This is a genomic window from Paenibacillus praedii (assembly GCF_049725345.1).
Classification (GTDB): Bacteria; Bacillota; Bacilli; order Paenibacillales; family Paenibacillaceae; genus Pristimantibacillus.
The window spans coordinates 34,220-50,288 of sequence record NZ_JBMWAM010000010.1 but is presented as its reverse complement, the minus strand read 5'-3'; the positions used below and the strand labels follow the sequence as shown (position 1 = coordinate 50,288).

Here is a 16,069-nt window from a genome sequence, read left to right as displayed (position 1 = left end):
CGCGGGTTTTGTCGTTTTTGATCGAAAATCTTTCATTATTCTATCATTGGCGAAAAGTAGACTTGATATTGCAGACAAGCACGTGTTGATTAAGGGAGGTGAATCCGTCTGGGTGCTCAAGCTGATCGTTGTTGATGATAATATCTCGGATCTGGAAGGCATCCGACAAATCGCGGACTCTATTTCATTCGTGGAATGGGGAGGGAGCTTTGCAAAGCCTCAAGAAGCGTTGATGATGATGATGCGGAATGCGCCGGACGTCTTGATTACCGCCGTGGAGCTGCCAGAGATGAACGGATTGTCCTTCACCGGCAGATTGCAGGAATGCCTTCCCAGGGTTCATGTAATCGTTGCAGCGCGAAGCGGTCAATACGCCAGAGAGGCCTTCGAGGTCGGCGCAAGAGGTTATCTCATCAAACCCTTCGAGAAGGGAAGTTTGTTGAGGCTGCTCGGAAATGTAACAAAATAACGATTAAGAGGAGTGAAGGAAAAACTATGTATTCAACAAGTACAAAGAAGGTTGTAAGCAAAAAGATTTTCATTAGTTTATTACTGGGATTGATGTTATTTACGTCATTCTCGTATTCTGCACCTGCATCAGCTGCGCATGCTCTGCCTGCAAACCCGCTGATCATTGCATCGCCGGTCGTAAGTGAAGACAAGAAGACTGTTACGGTTACATCAAGTGTATATGCAGCGCATTCTGGCACTGAAGAGGCATTGAAGACTGCAATTACCGTAAAAAAATCAGGTACCGATACTTATTCAGCACTTGGTGAAAATGATATGGTAGAACTTTCTTCTAATACAGATACAGATACAGATACAGAGTTGACGACTTCTACGTTAGTCGTGACCTTTGAAAATGCGCTGACGGGGAATGATAACGCAATCCGAATCGCTGCGGGCGCATTAGTGGACAGCGATAGAGTTCCTTATGATCAAGTCGATCTCGGGATTGACGTTGCTCCTCCTGCCTATACGGGATCCTACACTACTAGTTCTGGACAATATGTCTATTTGTACTTCGATGAAAGCATCATAATCAATAACGGCGATCAAGTAAATAGAAATGATTTTTTGAGAAGTCAATTCAGTATTTCGTACGATGGATTGAATTTTCAACCGTTGATGCAAAGTGACTTTTATCATAATGGGAATGAATTTAGAATATTCAATAATGATAATGATATGCAGCTCATATTGGGTGCAAACACACTTATTAAGATCGCGAGCGGCACTTTGAAGGATGAGGCGGGTAACCTTAATGAGGAGATGATTCTGCATGTATCCCCTCCGGTTATCCAAAGCGCAGAAATTAGCAGTGACTACAAAACGGTAACAATCACCTTTAATGAAGAAGTTTCTAGTCATAGATCCAATTTGAATGATGCAATTTCGCTGTATAGAAATGGTATTGGAAGCAGAAGAGAAGGAATTACAGAAAATTACGAAGTTTCAATTGAATCCGGTAAGCTGGTCATTGAGTATGAAAAGGCCCTCACAGGCGATAAGAATCAGATTGTTATATCTGGAAGTACACTCAAGGATAGTTACGGAAATGTAGCTGGAGATAGGATGACAACTCCAATCATCAATGGTAGTGCGGGGGATTCCATAGCTCCTGAGCTAGTAGACGTTGTTATGTCAAAAGATAATCAAGCCATCGTAGTGGTATTTGATGAAAAGGTGCTGAGTAATAAGGCACAAGAAGCGGACTTGAGAGCTGCAATAAGGTATTTTGTAGATGATCAATCTCAGGATGGATTGAGAAATCTTCCGGAAGAAGCGTCGATTGAGTTTCTCGAAAACACCCTAATTATTCAGTTTCCAACTTCATTTAGTAGCCCCGTTGGTATTTCCATTCAAGGAAATAGCATTAAAGATACAGCAGGTAATGTTTATAGCGATGAGATTTATTATTGGTATTATTGGAGTTATCCCGATCAAGAAATAGATTTTGATTACGGTTATTTTTCCAACAATGGCCGTTTGTTGATTCTCGATTTTGACAGAGATTTTGCAGATAATACGAATGTCGAAGGAATAAAAGAGAAGATCGAGATTTCCACGGATCAAGGAAAAACATATCCCGCTTTAGGCGAGCAGGATATTGTGACGATCTTTGAGGATAAACTGATAGTGTTATTCCATGAACCCAAAAAGACTGGCACGGTAAGGGTTAAGATTGAAGCTGGTACTTTAACATATTACGGCAATATCACGAACCCAGCGATTGATGAAATCATTGCATATAACACTCCTAATCTCTCGGGGTATTTCTTAAGTGATGCACCAAGTGAATTTGTATTCGAAGATAATGAGGAATGGAGAAATAACGTAAGGGATATCACGGTATACGAATATGACTATAATTGGAATCAGATTCCTAGGAGATTGGATAGTTCAGAGTATACACTAACCGCAGGCAAGCTTACGATTAACCCGGGAACTTTTTTGAAAGACAGATGGTATTCCATTTATATTAATGCAGCAGGTTATAGCAGTAAATATATGGAAGGGAATGTATTCTCGTCAGGCGAAGTTTTCTATATGACGGCACCTAGGATCACAACAGAAAACGGAATTACAGCAACGATCGATGTAGTAGATATGGATTTCTATGACGATGGCTATGCTTTTGCTGAAGGAACTCAATCGGTTGTATTTCAATTAATGGATGGAACAACACCAGTAAGTATTGTAACTGCGAATTTAAAAGTGGGTACAGGAACGTATTCCGCAAACTTCAATGTAGCGGACGCCGCAACGAATCCTAATTACACGGTGAGAGCGTTTATCGTGACGAAGTTTAATGCCGATTCCACAAGTATTGGCGTTAATTTGGCTACACAAGTAACACAATCGGAATTAGATATAATACGAGTACGAGCTGAAGAACTGTACAATGACTGGTGGTAAAGCCAAAAGAAAGTGAGGAATGTCAAAGTGAAATTACGCAACATAAGTGTAATGTTAATTCTAGCGCTTTGTTTGTCGCTCGTACCCCTAAGCGCATTTGCAGCTACTTCAGCGGTCTCGTTGAATGATGTGGCCTCAATCGAGCAAGGCGGTTCAGTCACCATATCGGGTACATCTACACTGAACGAAGTGATTATACAAGTGCTTCGTCCTGGTAATGCCGGCACGGTGTTTTATGACATTACGAAGGTAAGCGAAGGTCAATTCACAAGCTCGTTTACTTTGCGGGGCTCTGAGCCGGCAGGGACCTACAAGATCATTGCCGGGCAAGGCAATCAAGTGGCTTCACAAGATTTAGTCGTAACGGCATCCCCTGTTGTGACACCGCCTGGGCCTCCTATTGGTTCCGTCATAACTGGACCAGGAGAAGAACTGTCGTCAGGCAATTTGGTAACTCCGCCGAATACGAGGGCGGTTGTGGTACAGGTCGATGCAAGAAATAATGTGGTGCAAAAGAATACGGCTGCGAATGGTCATGTAACAAATGCCGTGACGCAAGACGACGCAGCGCTTGCTGCCGCATTGTCAACAGCAGCAGGTCAAGATAACCAGGGGGACGCTCCAATCGTTGCGATAGCTTTCAATAATCCAGCAGGAGAATCGGTTGTCTTCAATGTATCTTCTTCGGTATTGGCGGCCGCTGCGGCAAACGCGCCAAATACCGTGATCTCGTTCCAGACGAATGACGGCGAGTATTCGATGCCAATCCGCATTATGGATTATGCCGCACTTGCACAAAGCCTCGGCACAACGATTGCGGGATTAAAGATTCAGATTAAGATTGCTAATGCCGAAACAGCCATCAATGCCAGCATCAATGCGAGTGCACAGCAGATGGCAGCCTCCCAGGTGGGCAGCGCAATTGAATATTCTCTATATGCGGCAGGAAATGGACAAACAGTCGAGATCAACAACTTTGGGACTACTTACGTAGAAAGATCGATTGTACGCGCGATTCCGACTGGTGCAGATACGGCGACTGTCGTTCTCTATGAACCGGATACGGGTGAATTTTCATTCGTTCCAGCCGTATTTGCAGAACAAGCTGACGGCACTTATACAATTACATTCAAGCGGAACGGAAATAGTATCTATACCTTACTTTCCTCAACGAAAACGTTCTCTGATGTAAATATGCACTGGGCAAAGGAAGACATCGAGCTTCTCGCATCGAAGCTGGTCGTTAATGGAGTGTCGGATACTAGCTTTGCTCCGAATAATAACATTACGCGAGCGGAGTTTGCCGCTTTGCTCGTTCGTTCATTAGGCTTAAAGGCGAATGCGTCTGCTGCTGCCTTCCAAGACGTAAGATCAAGCGATTGGTTTGCGGGCGCGGTTGGGGCTGCTGTTGAGGCGAAGCTGGTTGCAGGATTTAATGATAACAGCTTTAAGCCAAATGCTCCGATTACCCGCGAGCAAATGGCGGTTATGGTCTCCAATGCCATTCGGGCAGCAGGCAAGACAGCAGATGCTTCTGCCAGCGATGCCTTGAGCAAATTTAATGACCAGGCATCGATCAGCAGCTGGGCGCAAGCAGCGGTGGCACAAGCCGTTGAAGCAAACATTATTACCGGCATGACGGATGCGACTTTTGTTCCTTCCGCGAATGCAAGCCGTGCCCAAGCGGTAGTAATGCTTAAGCGTTTGCTGCAATATTCGGACTTTATAAATTAAAGAAAAAAGCTGATGCCGATATTCAATCGGTATCAGCTTTTTTCGTTTTTTTTTTGCGGACGATCATTGTTGGGCATGGTTTTACATTGCGATTTGTGATAGTATTTACACCAATATAGATGGAGGACGTGAGCTTTAGTGATAAACATAACCATTCCAACACCAGACGTTTCGATTACCAAACAAATGGCTCCTAAGCTAAGCCATATTTACGGGTTTACTGATTTTCACCTGATTCCTAGAGATAAGGGTGGGATTTTTATGTTTTACAACGACAAAGAGGAACTATTGTTTGTCGGAAAAGCAAGGAAGCTAAGACCAAGAGTAAAAAAACATTTTGAGGATACGGTATCCGTCATCAAAATGAACAGAGACGAAGTCACTAAAATTGATGTATGTATAATCGAAGACGCTGTCCATAGAGAAATCTATGAAACGTATATTATTAATGAACTAAAGGCTAAATACAATGTAGATAAAGTGTATTTCAGGTAAATAAATGGATGAATAAAAAGCAACAAGCACAGTCCAGCAGGACTACGCTTATTGCTTTTTTTGTTGCAGAGAAACCGGTTACTGCCGGACGACCAAAATGTCGCGCGGAGGCGTGCCAGTCTCCCGGATTTGATTAATCTCGGAATCCGTGAGATTGCGGCCTACGAGGATGAGCGAGGAAGTGAGATTGTTGAACATATTTTGCGATAGGTTGGATACGGCTTGGCTGCCGCGGAATACGCGGAAAGTTCCTCGGAAATGAATTAGACTGAAGAGAACCAGTGTCACTTCGTTGCTAGATACGACATTTCGTAAGCGGAAACTGGACAGCTCATTGTCAAAACGGAATGCTCCCATGTCCCGGATAGCTGCGCCACCGCGTCTAAGAAGAATCCGACGTCCACTAAAGTTAGTCCCTGACCAAAGCGCAAGTCTGACATCACTGTTTGCCATTTATATCACCTCCTTTTTGCTAGAGATAATATAGTGTATGAGAGTTTCGTATTCTTGACATAGACAAGTTTCCAATGACATAAACGGAGATTTCGACAGGTAGTTGTCGGTTTCTGGCGTTCTCAAAATCTTTTTTTCATTTACAAGATAGCTGTCTCTATCAAATGATCAAAAAATACATATCCTAGTAGAGTTAATCTCGAGAATGCTGACGACCTTTGGGAGTGGAATCAGAAGGTTTTGGATCCTGCGGATGCCGAGCTGAAGGATTTTGTCACTGGTGAAAATAGCCATTCCAGAAGAGGAGGCCGCCCTCGCCTTAGACTTTGGCGCTTGTGACCTCCTGCGTAACATTATTATTTTCTCTATAGTCGTTAAACGGTTTCTGGTTCGGATGGTTTTTGTTCCTTGGAGAGGAACCATCCGCCGACTGCGATACCGATCAAGACGCTCCAGAATATCGTTTTCCAAAGCCCGCTCTTAGGGAAATATTCGGACAACAAGGCGATGTCGGGATGAGAGAGCGTATAGACTGCCAGCTTCACGCCTACCCAGCCTACAATCATGAACGCGGCCGTTTCAAGTCCAGGCTTCTTCGTAAGCAGGTTGCCGAAGTAGGAGGCGGCAAAGCGCATGATGACCAGGCCGAATATTCCCCCTGCAAGAATGACAAGGAATTGTCCTCCATCAAGTCCGCCGATCTGCGGCAATTTGGTTGGCGGCAATGCGACAGCCAAAGCCACTGCGGCTAGTATAGCATCTACTGCGAATGCCAAGTCGGCCAATTCCACCTTCAACACGGTTACCCAGAAATTTTCCGGTTTCTTCTCCGCCTTTTTCTTGTGTTCCTTTTGTTTGACGAATAAACGCTTAATCATATGATTGAGGGATATATAAATCAGGTAAGCTGCGCCGATCGCCTGCACATACCATACATCCGCCAAAAAAGAAATAATGAATAATGATGCGAACCGGAATATAAAGGCTCCCGCGAGACCGTAAAAGAGCGCTTTTTTCCTTTCCTTTGGCGGCAAGTGCTTGACCATAATGGATATGACCAACGCATTATCGGCTGCCAAAATGCCTTCCAGTGCGATCAGGACGAGTAATACCCAACCATACTCTAACAATAAGCCTACATCCATACATCCATCTCCTTTCATGTAGCAAATTCCTTATGATGTAATATTCCATGATTGGAAACAAAAATACATTTGCCTATCCGTTAAACCCGTTTTCTTAACATAGAACCTCTGCTAAAGAAACGTTTAAATGGTATTTTGTATGGGGATTGTTTTTTAACATCAGGCATATGGATAATCAATGTCAGCAGCGCTAAGGTAACGGAAATAGCAGCAGGCTGATAGACTAAGTAAACATCCTTCCATTTTGGCGCAAATTTATTCTTATATTCGTAAAGCCCCTTAAAGTTATACAGTTTGCTCCCATACTTATAGAGCAATCTGCTGATGAGATGATCGCTAACGTTCGCTAAGGGAGCCATGCCTAAGCTGCAAAGGTGATAGTTATGCTCTTTGGCCCACAGGAATAAGGAAAGAAACAAAACATCCATTGTGCCATGCGGGCATACTTTTGTATAACGCATTAAGTCTACGTTTATTTGTCGAGTAATCGAATTTTCTTCCTGAGCTGTGATGCATGGATGATGATCACCCGCGATCGATACAAACGCCTCGTAATTTCCTTCTGGACCAACCAATACAGCTACTGGAAATCGGCTCACATACTCGGCTGCAAACGATCCTACCGAGAAGCTTTTCTCTTTCCGATTACTGAGCCACTCATCCGATATGGCTTGAAGACGATTCAGAAAAGAATCTGAAAATGGAGGGAGCAGGACTTCAAAGGTGAAGCCGCTGCGCCCAAATTTATTCATGCGGTTGCGCAGCTTAAGCCATTGTTTGCCATTCAAATGAAAGCTGGGCAATTCTACTTGAGCTTCTTCTCCAATTTTGGCGAAGTGCAGCCCCAATTGCTTATACAGCGGCAGGAACGTAGATTTTGCCTGGTAGAATACCGGTAACTGTTTATTTTCATGGCAGTTCGCAATAAACTGCTCAATGACTCGGCTAATGGACTCGGGTTTTCCAATGGGGTCGCCAAGCACGATTCTTCTGTTGCCTACCGAACGGTACACGATTAAAGCTTCATGTTCAGAGTCCCAAAACCATTCCTTATCCCCGAGGTAGTATAAGTGAGTGTGTGAATTATTGCCGCAGCTTTGTAGCAGGTCATGAAGTCGTTTTTCAGAAGTGAGATCAATCATGGTAATCCTCCAAGTAAGCAGTGTCTAGCCTGAAGTCACTGTCGAATTCTTTCTAACCCTATATATATCGGCGGCCGCCTTATTAGATTCAAGAGATTTTTTCAACTTCGACTGGAACGTAATCACTATAAACTGTGAATTACAGATGGCATTGGCAGAATTTAGATTATAATTTTTGGCAGTCGGCTTTTCGTATTAATATGCCTTATTTTGAGGAACAGCTTCATCTAAAAGGAATTTTATGGTTAAAGAACATGACCTGTGATAGAATCGAAATATTATGACATACGAGGTGATCTGTTCTTGGTAGGACGCAGCGGTAATCCAACATTGAAAGATAATACTTTTGAGAGAAATGGGCATTATTCTTCCCTTGATGCGATGACGATCGAAGGAACTGTGAATAAGGCATTCATTACGCTGGCCTTGCTTCTGGGCAGCGCATTTGCTTCTTGGTCCATGTACTATAGCGGCCAAAATGTGGCTCCGCTTGCGATTGGCGGCGCAATCATTGGTATTATTCTTGCTTTAGTTGTTAGCTTCAAGCCTAAGACGGCTCCTTTCTTGGTACCAGTATACGGAATATGCGAGGGACTCTTTCTAGGTGCTCTCTCGGCGAGCTACGAATCGCTTTACAACGGAATAACGCTGCAGGCCGCTTCACTAACGATGTGTGTGTTCATTGCTTTGCTTCTTGCTTACAAAACTAGACTGATCAGGGCAACGGAAAACTTCAAGCTTGGCGTATTTGCTGCAACGGCAGGTATTGCGCTTGTCTACTTGCTTAGCTTTATTCTTGGATTCTTTGGTATCACTATTCCTTATTTACACGATAATAGTTTGATCGGTATCGGCATTTCAATCGTTATCGTTATCATCGCAGCACTGAATCTCGTACTTGATTTCGATTTTATCGAAACAGGCGCACAGCGAGGCGCTCCGAAATATATGGAATGGTACGGCGCTTTTGGTCTGATGGTTACGCTGGTGTGGCTGTATATTGAGATACTCCGGCTGCTCTCCAAGCTCCGGAGTCGCAACTAAGAAAAGGCGGTCGTTTTGCGGACGATAAGCAAAGCCCGATCATCTAATTTTTTATTGACCTCGATAGGATTGAGAAGTATTTGGATTAATTCAAGGGAGAGGTCGTCATGTTGAGCTTCAATAAGAAAGCATATGCCGGTTTCCTTGTTTTGTTTATCTTCGCTGTTGCTGTAATGTCAGGCTGCGGGACGAACCAAGCTGCACACTCAACCAATGAGCTGTCTGCTGAACAAGCGAGAGAGACCATTCGAATTGGATATATTAATATTTTAGCGATGGCGCCAGCGATCATAGCTGAGAAGCAAAAGCTGATGGAAGAGCAAGGATTAAAGGCGGAGTTCTATTCTTTTGCAAATGGACTTGAACTCAATGAAGCACTAACCTCTGGCAGGCTGGATATTGCTTATTCAGGCCTTCCAGTTGCTGTGAGATGGTCCTCACGAGGTGCTGAGATTGAGATCATCGCGAAGGTTGGTGAAGGGAAATTCGGACTATTAGCACAGCAAGACCCAGCGGACGCGGAGCCATTTGATTGGGAAGGAAAGAAAATAGGCTATATAGGCAAAGGAACGGGATCGGATATTCTCATAAGGGGCTTCTTGCTGCCAGACGAAGGGCTAATTGAAACATCCGTGCAATTGGTGAAAATGGAAATGGCAAGCATGGAGCAAGCGATCCTAAGCGGAACGGTTGATGCGGCGCTATCCGGTGAGCCATTCGTTACTTTAGCGGAATTGCGTGAATTGAAGGTTGTATCTGAGCTTCCGGAGCCAGCCGTAGTGGTGCTTGCCCATAAATCGTTTACTGCAGATCATCCCGATTTGGTGGCGAAGTTTATGATAGGGCATAAGGCAGCGATTTCTTACCTGAATGACAACGCTAAAGACGCGGCTGAAGTTCTTGCGAAGTTTTTTAATATTCCTGCAATTGAAGCGCAAAGTAAAACGTGGACGCCTCAGGACGTTATGGCCAAGGCATTACTGAAGCAGCGTTATGAAGCCGAGTTTTCCGAGGAAGATTATCTCTTTTATCAGCAGCTTGCGAATGCGAATTATCAATTGAAAATGATTAATGAGCCTTTTGATATCAAAGCGATTATGAATTTGACCTGGATAGAATAGAAGAAAACCGGAGGCTGTTATGCCTGCGGTTTTCTTCGTTAGAGGGTAATGTCATCAAGGCAAATAGATGGTTTAGCCTAGGATGATGGCCTTTTGCCGAAAGCAACCGCTAGAATGATAATGTCGCCGCTTACAATCATTTGTTGGCTAACGCTGAGGCCCATAATGATAAGACCGTTATTGATCGTTCGGACCCGAAAATACTGTTGAAGGTGCCGTTCATAATGGTTACCGGGTTGGTGTTGGTCAGCCACATATCTACACCGCGAAGCAGCTGCATCATACCTCCAAGGCGAAGGAGCTGGCTCAATCGCGACACAGTTCTTTTTTATTGGAAGCCCTGAAAGCGAAGAACGACCTTACGCTCAAAGATATCAGAGCCGCAATTCAACAGCCGGAATCGGTATCGGTGGAGCTTGTTCGCGAGAGCGGGGCGGCGATTGGCCGAGTGATTGCATCGTTAGTAAACTTTTATAACCCGTCATTGATTTCGATAGGCGGCAGCTTTTCCGAATTCGGGGATATTTTCTTAGCCTCATTAAGGCAAGGAGTGTATCAACGATCACTGCCGCTGGCCACACGGGACCTTCGTATCAACAAATTGACAGTACTGACTCTGACTCGGATACCGTTTTGGAATGGAAACGAAACAAAATGTAAATCGGCTGGAGCAGCTGAGAGCCCTTGAACAGGCGTCTCAGCTTTTTTTGTGCGCGGATGGCTTTGCCTCCTTGTTTAATTGAAAAAAATTTGGGACAATAAGAGGATGAATGTTAGCTCCGGCTTAGGATAGGAGTCAAATAGAATTTGAAGTTTTGAAAAGAGGGTAACGAATGAATAAGGCATCCATTTATGGATTGACGTTAGAGCAGCTGAGCGCGTGGCTGCTGGAGCGTGGGCATAAGAAATCCCGGGCAGCGCAGGTGTGGGACTACCTTTATCGGAAGCGGGTAACGGATTTCTCGGAAATGACGGATGTGAATACAGCATGTATTCAGCTCCTGGCGGACCATTTTGTCATGCAGACGATGAACGAGCATCTTAAGCAGGAGTCTGCAGACGGAACGATTAAGTTCTTGTTCAAGCTGCAGGATGACAATCTGATTGAAACGGTCTTGATGCGCCACAAATTTGGTTTGTCGGTATGCGTCACGACACAGGTGGGCTGTAATATCGGATGCAGCTTCTGCGCGAGCGGTTTGCTGGCGAAAAGCCGTGATTTGTCAGGCGGCGAGATCGTCGAGCAAATTATGAAGGTTCAACTGCATTTGGATCAAGCGGCGAAGGATGAAAGAGTCAGTCATGTGGTCGTGATGGGAATCGGCGAGCCGTTCGATAATTTCCAAAACATGACGGATTTTATCAATGTCATTAAGGATCACAAGGGGCTTGCGATCGGCGCTAGGCACATTACCGTATCGACCAGCGGGCTGGCGGGTAAAATTGTTGAATTTGCGGATAGCGATCTTAATGTAAATCTGGCGGTTTCCTTGCATGCGCCGAATAATGAGCTGCGTACGCGGATTATGAAAATTAACCGCGCCATTCCAATCGAGAAGCTCATGGAGTCGATCGATTATTATTTGAATAAATCCAATCGCCGAATTACGCTTGAGTATATTTTGCTGAGGGATGTGAACGACCGCAAGGAGCACGCACTTGAGCTTGCGAAGCTTGTTGGGGACAGGAGACAGCTGGTCAACGTGAACCTCATTCCGTACAATCCTGTAGATGAGCACAGTCAATACCAGAGGAGCTCACAGGAAGCGATTCGCGACTTCTATGACACCCTTAAGAAGCAAGGCGTTAGCTGCAGCGTTCGGTTGGAGCATGGAACAGATATTGATGCCGCCTGCGGACAGTTAAGAAGCAAGCAAATCAAAGGCGCTTAAGGATAAGTGCACCCCTTAGAATAGACATTGGATAACCGCCATGGTGATTCCGATGAATGTTAAGGGGTGCACTTTTTTTATAATGAAGTTTTAAATGCATTCGGGAATGATTATCGCGCCATGAGACAACCTAAGGAAGGAGGATGTTTCCATGCAGATAGAGGAGAGAGGAGAATGGAATATGCCTAAAACAGCTTTACTGCGCGAGCCCAAACAACGGAAATTGCTGTTCAGCGCCGGCCTTAGCTGGCTGTTCGACGCCATGGACGTAGGCATTATTTCGTTCATTGCTGCTGCGCTGGCCGTGGAATGGAGCTTGGGCGCGCAGCAGATCGGATTGCTGACAGCCATTAATTCAGTCGGCATGGCCGTTGGGGCCGCGGTAGCCGGCACGCTCGCCGATCGGTATGGCCGCCGGGCGTTGCTGCTCTGGACGCTGCTAATTTTCTCGGTCGCCAGCGGGCTTTCCGCTTTGGTTACCAGCTTTGCGGTACTGTGCGTGCTGCGCTTTATTTCCGGCTTCGGTCTTGGCGGCGAGCTTCCGGTCGCTTCAACCCTTGTCTCGGAATCGGTCCCCGCAAAGGATCGGGGGCGTGCGGTTGTGCTGCTCGAAAGCTTCTGGGCAGGAGGCTGGATCTTGGCAGCGTTAATCGCTTACCTCGTTATTCCCCATTACGGCTGGAGGATGGCGTTTGTGATCGGCGCGCTGCCTGCATTTTATGCGCTGTACCTTAGGCGGGCCATTCAGGATTCGCCGCGTTTTATCGAGCGGGTGCAAAGCCGGAAGTTTTCATTCAGGGAAAGGGTAACGTCTGTTTGGTCCACGAAATATCGCAGATCTACGATCACGCTTTGGATTTTGTGGTTCACGGTTGTATTTTCGTATTATGGCATGTTCCTTTGGCTTCCGACGGTCATGATGCTGAAGGGCTTCGACCTCGTGAAGAGCTTCCAGTATGTTCTGCTCATGACGCTGGCGCAGCTGCCAGGTTATTTTACCGCCGCTTACTTAATTGAAAAGCTCGGGCGCAAGTTTGTGCTGGTTAGTTATTTGCTGCTGACGGCTGTCAGCGCGGTATGGTTTGCGGGTGCCGAGACGGATGGCATGCTGATAGCGGCCGGGGTTTGCCTCTCCTTCTTTAACCTCGGAGCGTGGGGGGGCATGTATGCTTATACGCCGGAATTATATCCAACGGAGGTCCGTTCGACTGGCGTAGGGCTCGCCGCTTCCTTCGGACGCATTGGCGGCGTGATCGGTCCATATCTTGTTGGCATGCTGGTGGCGCGGGAGACGGCCATAACCACAATATTTATGATATTTTTTGTAGCCATTGTGATCGGCGCGCTTACTTTGCTGTTTTTAGGCAAAGAAACGAAGGGGACAGATCCTGATGCTGCTGTGAGTGAGTGATTTCTTCTCCCCCTGCCGCGAATTGCGTTAACAGTATTGCCTATTGAACACACCAAAGAAAGAAGGGGCACGCTTGCCACGTTTCGTTTATGCAGCACTTCTGTTATTAAGCCTCATTTGGGGCGGTTCATTCTATTTCATTAAAGTGCTTCTTCAAGATTTTGGTCCTTGGACGATCGCATTTCTCCGGTCAGGGGCCGGTCTGGTCGTTGTTGTCATCCTTATGCTCGCGCTAAAGAAGCCGTTTGGCCTTCGGAAGATTCCTTGGGCTGCCATGGTCACGATGGCCATCATTAATACAGCTATACCGTGGGCGCTGATCGGTTTTAGCGAGACCCGGTTGACTAGCAGTATGGCCTCCATTTTGAATGCCACCACCCCAATCTGGTCCATTATTGTCGGGATGCTGTTTTTTGGACACAAATCCGGGAGGATGCAGTGGGTGGGCATCGCCATTGCTTCGGTGGGCCTTCTTATTCTGGTAGGGATAAAGCCGGGCTCCTTCATAGCGGTTGATATGATCGGGCTGGTCTGTATGATAGGAGCCTCTTTTTGCTACGGAATCGGGTCGCAGCTGTCCAAACGTCTTCTTGACGGCTTCTCCATGTACCAAATTACATTCGGAACCTTGCTTAGTTGTATGCTTGCAAGCGGCAGCATGGCATTTACCGTCGAGACGATCTCGTTCTCACATTTTTTGTCTGCGCATACGCTGCTGATGATTTTCGGATTAGGGGCGTTGGGTTCAGGCATTGCCTACATCCTCTTTTACTATATAGTCCAAAATGGGAGCGCTGAGTTCGCGACGATGGTCACCTATTTGGTTCCCTGTACCGCCATCATCTGGGGCTATACGCTTTTAAATGAGAAATTGAGCTGGAGCCTGATTGTAGGACTGCTCGTTATTCTAGCGGGCGTTTTCATAGCCGGCAGAAGGAGAAAAGCGAAGATTGAAGGAAATGATCCCTGAGGTTGAGAAGCCGGACGCAGCGCATAGCTGCTTAAGCTCATCCTCCAGCAATTTCGCCTGGGCAAGGTACTGAATCGCCGCATTCATTTGTGAGGAGTAGCGCTCCTTGATTGCGCGAATCTCATTCGCATGGGCTTCGTCTGTGCCTGGCTTTATACAGCTTTCATACATATCAATCAATTCGTCAGTGTCCCGCTCTGGAAAATATTCATGCGGCGCCGTGCTGTCAAATATCGCGAAATGAAGCTCTCTGCAGATGACCATATCCAAGCTGTTCGGATCAAAGCCGCAATGGTAGATTTCAATGTCGAAGCCACGTTCTATTCCGGCTGCGGTAATCTTCTTGAGCATGGTTAATTTACCTGAGCCAGGCCGGCCTTTGATCAAATACCTCTTTAAGCCCTCTGTCAGGTTCGGCACGAAATCGACTGCGCCCTTCGGCGTGGCTGCCCCTAGAAAACGATGGTCTGCGCGGTTTTTCCTCTCCCGTCTTTGATCACCATAAAGAATATTCGAGTAATCGTTTGTCAGCGCATCAGCTGCAGCATAATCCATGCTAGAAATATAGAAAGCTTCCCAATCATCGTGGATGCGAAGCGTTTCCGCAAAGCGTTCCGAGCCCCCCTAGCAAAACAAACAGACGCTCAAGTCCTTCTAAGGAAGAATCTAACAGGCTGGCAAAGCCGTAGGCGGTATTGCCGCATGCATAAAAATTTTTGATATTTCCAGTCATAACCTTCACACCTTTTTAGGCTGCTGTCATGGTTTATTCTTCATCGTATTGTTATTGGGCGCAATTGGTGCAAACGATTATGAATAGGCTGATAACGCAGTTTATATGTTATATATACTAACATTTTGTCGTTCATTTGTGTAAAATCACAAACGAAGTGCATATTATATTGTAAAAAATACAAAGACAGAACAATTTATATGTAATATAATATGACACAGTAGAAGAAAACAAAGCATTTGTTAGGTTAGTTAACACATACAAAGAATGATTGTTATTCAAATTGTGATAGCAACCTTTTGAAAGGGGAATGAACGGCATGCAAATTTCAGCTAAGCCTTATCACTGGCCATTCGATGGGAGTGTGAATCCTCTCAAGACGGCGCTTGTCATTATCGATATGCAAATCGATTTTTGCGGGAAAGGCGGCTATGTCGAGCAGATGGGCTATGATTTATCATTGACGGCTAAACCGATCGGGCCAATCAAGAGCCTCTTGAGCCGCGTTCGGCAAATCGAGGGCTTTACAGTTATTCACACGCGGGAAGGACATAAGCCGGATCTCTCGGATCTGCCGGCCAACAAGCGATGGCGCAGCAAGCAAATTGGTGCAGAAATCGGCTCGCTTGGACCTGCGGGCAGAATATTGGTCCGGGGAGAGCCGGGCTGGCAAATCATCGAGGAGCTGGCTCCAATCGAAGGCGAACCGATCATTGATAAGCCGGGCAAGGGAAGCTTTTATGCCACTGATTTGGATCTCATTCTCAAAAATAAAGGCATCACGCATTTGATCTTAACGGGCATTACAACCGACGTTTGTGTCCATACGACGATGCGAGAGGCGAACGACAGAGGTTATGAGTGCCTCATTCTCGACGATTGCACGGGTGCAACTGACCAAGGAAACCATGAGGCCGCATTAAATATGGTGACAATGCAGGGCGGTGTCTTCGGAAGCGTCAGCAGCTCCGCGCAAGTGCTTAAAGCGCTTGAGCAGTACTAATTAT

At 45.8% G+C, this 16,069-nt stretch carries 14 protein-coding genes and 1 pseudogene; 11 read left to right on the top strand and 4 right to left on the bottom strand.

From position 1 onward, the window contains the following. Positions 1–82 precede the first annotated feature (82 nt). From ACO9K6_RS11385 to ACO9K6_RS11370, 4 genes are all read left to right on the top strand, one after another. A complete protein-coding gene (locus tag ACO9K6_RS11385; RefSeq protein ID WP_424767689.1) occupies positions 83–469 on the top strand; it encodes a response regulator in 387 nt (128 codons plus the stop codon). Positions 470–495: 26 nt separating this feature from the next. Beyond that, positions 496–2,922, top strand: coding sequence for a hemoblobin-interacting domain-containing protein (locus ACO9K6_RS11380; RefSeq protein ID WP_424767688.1), 2,427 nt, complete (start codon positions 496–498; stop codon positions 2,920–2,922). Positions 2,923–2,949: 27 nt separating this feature from the next. After that, on the top strand, positions 2,950–4,656 hold the full coding sequence (locus tag ACO9K6_RS11375; RefSeq protein WP_424767687.1) for an S-layer homology domain-containing protein: 1,707 nt from the start codon (positions 2,950–2,952) through the stop codon (positions 4,654–4,656). A 138-nt stretch (positions 4,657–4,794) separates the two neighbouring features. Beyond that, positions 4,795–5,151, top strand: coding sequence for a nucleotide excision repair endonuclease (locus tag ACO9K6_RS11370; protein WP_424767686.1), 357 nt, complete (start codon positions 4,795–4,797; stop codon positions 5,149–5,151). 78 nt (positions 5,152–5,229) lie between these two features. On the opposite strand, the gene ACO9K6_RS11365 is transcribed toward ACO9K6_RS11370, so the two are convergent. From ACO9K6_RS11365 to ACO9K6_RS11355, 3 genes are all read right to left on the bottom strand, one after another. Continuing rightward, positions 5,230–5,604 carry a hypothetical protein gene (locus ACO9K6_RS11365; RefSeq protein WP_424767685.1) on the bottom strand — a complete coding sequence of 125 codons (375 nt, stop codon included), beginning with the start codon at positions 5,602–5,604 and terminating at the stop codon, positions 5,230–5,232. 374 nt (positions 5,605–5,978) lie between these two features. Next, complete coding sequence (locus ACO9K6_RS11360) at positions 5,979–6,749, bottom strand: TerC family protein (RefSeq protein ID WP_424767684.1); 771 nt, start codon at positions 6,747–6,749, stop codon at positions 5,979–5,981. 80 nt (positions 6,750–6,829) lie between these two features. Continuing rightward, complete coding sequence (locus ACO9K6_RS11355) at positions 6,830–7,891, bottom strand: phosphatidylglycerol lysyltransferase domain-containing protein (RefSeq protein ID WP_424767683.1); 1,062 nt, start codon at positions 7,889–7,891, stop codon at positions 6,830–6,832. 303 nt (positions 7,892–8,194) lie between these two features. Between ACO9K6_RS11355 and ACO9K6_RS11350 the strand changes: the two genes are divergently transcribed. The 6 genes from ACO9K6_RS11350 (at position 8,195) to ACO9K6_RS11325 (ending at position 14,329) form a co-directional block, all read left to right on the top strand. Next, positions 8,195–8,935 carry a Bax inhibitor-1/YccA family protein gene (locus tag ACO9K6_RS11350; protein WP_424767682.1) on the top strand — a complete coding sequence of 247 codons (741 nt, stop codon included), beginning with the start codon at positions 8,195–8,197 and terminating at the stop codon, positions 8,933–8,935. A 107-nt stretch (positions 8,936–9,042) separates the two neighbouring features. Beyond that, complete coding sequence (locus tag ACO9K6_RS11345) at positions 9,043–10,056, top strand: ABC transporter substrate-binding protein (protein WP_424767681.1); 1,014 nt, start codon at positions 9,043–9,045, stop codon at positions 10,054–10,056. A 331-nt stretch (positions 10,057–10,387) separates the two neighbouring features. Further along, a complete protein-coding gene (locus ACO9K6_RS11340) occupies positions 10,388–10,744 on the top strand; it encodes an ROK family protein (protein WP_424767680.1) in 357 nt (118 codons plus the stop codon). A gap of 145 nt (positions 10,745–10,889) precedes the next feature. Further along, positions 10,890–11,948 carry a dual-specificity RNA methyltransferase RlmN gene (gene rlmN / locus ACO9K6_RS11335; RefSeq protein WP_424767679.1) on the top strand — a complete coding sequence of 353 codons (1,059 nt, stop codon included), beginning with the start codon at positions 10,890–10,892 and terminating at the stop codon, positions 11,946–11,948. A gap of 151 nt (positions 11,949–12,099) precedes the next feature. After that, on the top strand, positions 12,100–13,359 hold the full coding sequence (locus tag ACO9K6_RS11330) for an MFS transporter (protein WP_424767678.1): 1,260 nt from the start codon (positions 12,100–12,102) through the stop codon (positions 13,357–13,359). A 73-nt stretch (positions 13,360–13,432) separates the two neighbouring features. Further along, the gene (locus tag ACO9K6_RS11325) at positions 13,433–14,329 is read left to right on the top strand and encodes a DMT family transporter (protein WP_424767677.1); all 897 of its coding nucleotides are present in this window, start codon (positions 13,433–13,435) and stop codon (positions 14,327–14,329) included. A gap of 3 nt (positions 14,330–14,332) precedes the next feature. On the opposite strand, the pseudogene ACO9K6_RS11320 reads toward ACO9K6_RS11325, so the two are convergent. Next, positions 14,333–14,938: pseudogene (locus ACO9K6_RS11320) on the bottom strand (hypothetical protein); the annotation flags it as partial. A 443-nt stretch (positions 14,939–15,381) separates the two neighbouring features. On the opposite strand from ACO9K6_RS11320, the gene biuH reads away from it, so the two are divergent. Next, positions 15,382–16,065 carry a biuret amidohydrolase gene (biuH, locus tag ACO9K6_RS11315; RefSeq protein ID WP_424767676.1) on the top strand — a complete coding sequence of 228 codons (684 nt, stop codon included), beginning with the start codon at positions 15,382–15,384 and terminating at the stop codon, positions 16,063–16,065. The last annotated feature ends 4 nt before the right edge of the window (positions 16,066–16,069 follow it).